At 67.0% G+C, this 1,667-nt stretch carries 1 protein-coding gene; it reads right to left on the reverse strand.

Features of this window, described 5'->3' with window-relative positions:
- Nucleotides 1-150 precede the first annotated feature (150 nt).
- Entirely contained in the window at nt 151-1,545 is a 1,395-nt protein-coding gene (locus NG701_RS00015; protein ID WP_252563034.1) for an IS1380 family transposase, read from the reverse strand.
- Nucleotides 1,546-1,667: the final 122 nt, after the last annotated feature.

Below are 1,667 nucleotides of genomic sequence, written 5' to 3' on the forward strand. Positions count from 1 at the left end.
CCTTGATCCACCGATCCGCCTGGGCGGATGAGCTGAATTCGGTTTCGGCTCGTTGTGCGGGCGAAGGGCGTGCTGGGGTGCCGGGCCTCGCTGCCCCTTGAGTGTTCCACTGGTTGTTCTGGTCGCGCCGTGCGGCTGGGTTGACGGGGGTCAGGCAGGTCGCGGCGGCGGGTAGAGGTGGTCGGACAAGGCCTGCCATGGTGTTTTCCAGGGCCAGGCTTCGGGCAGGTGAAGACGGATCCGTCGGGCGCTGGTGGCGATCCTGGCCGGGACGTGGATGAGTTTGCGGCGGATCGTTCCGGTGCGGGCCTTGCCGAAGGACCCGGCCGCGAGGATCCCGGCGGCGCGGGTGAGGTTGTAGGCCATGACCGCGGCGACGAGCCAGGCTGAGTTCGCCGCGAAAACACCTGAAGGCAGGTGCGCCAGGGAGCTGTCCTTAAGGTCGGCGTTGACCTGCTCGATAATGGCGTGTTTCCGGTGGGTTTTGTCGGCCGCGACGGTGTCCAGAACTTCGGCGTCCACGGTGGTGAAGAACGCGTGGTGCCGGTGCGTGTCGAACAGGGTTTCCTGCCCGTCGGCGGTTTTCGGGTTCAGTTCCGGGATGCGGCGCACGACCAGCCGACCGGTGATCTGCTCGGCCTTTCTGCGGGAGGAGAACGCGGTGAACACGGTCTCGGCGACCTCGGCCTTGGAGACCCAGGTGCTGGCGGCCTCGTCGAAGACCGCGTCGGTGTATTCGATCGTTTCCCACGCCGTGTCCGGGATCCCGGCGATGGCGCGTTTGACGGCCGGGTCCATGCGCGCGGTCACCGAGACCTCCGCCCCGCCGGCCAGGGCCGCGGAAACCGCGGCATGGCCGTAGAAGGCCGAATCGAAACGGCAGAGCACCCGCCCGCCGACGTGGACGCGCTTGAGGGTGGACAGGGCGTCGGTGATCAGACGGTTGGCGCCGCGGGCCGAGTTCGCCGCACCCTTGCGCAGCCGCTGGGCGGCGATCACCGGGGCGGTGTCCTTCGTCGAGGCTATGGCCAGCAGCGCGTTCAGGCCGCGGACCCCGGAGTACCCGTAGCCGGAGCCCTGCTTGGAATAGCCGTGGACCTCGATGATCGTGTCGTCGACATCCACGAACACGAAGTCACTGGCGGCGGGTGCTCCCAGCAGCGGGGCCCGGGTCCCCAGATTGGCCAGGAAGCGGGACGCGACCGCGTCCAGCTGCCGCACGTGCCCGAAAGTGAAGGACCGCAGAAACGAACCCAGCGTCGAGGGCGCGTAACAGGCGCTGAAGAGCCGCTTCATCCCGCCGTGGCGCAGCAAGGCCATGTCCTCGATCGAATCGGCGCCGGCGACCATCCCGGCGACCAGGGACGCGACCTTCAGCCCGGCGTTCGCGCCCTTGTCCGTCGGGACCGACAGCCACTCATCGGCGAGCCCATGCAGGCCGGCGTCTCGGGCCAGCGTCATCACCGGGAGCAGCCCGGCAGCCGACACGAGGTTCGGCTCATCAAAGGAAACTGACACAGCGGACGGCTTATGCGAAACTTGCACTTACGAGATGCCTCTCTTTTCGGTGGTCAATGGGTTCTAGACAAGCTCCATTTTCCTTGAAAAGACGGGCATTCTCGGTTTAAACCGCCGTCGGCGCCCCGAGCAACATCGGTGGATCAAGG

The sequence above is a fragment of the Pseudarthrobacter cellobiosi genome (assembly GCF_023913815.1).
Lineage (GTDB): Bacteria > Actinomycetota > Actinomycetes > Actinomycetales > Micrococcaceae > Arthrobacter > Arthrobacter cellobiosi.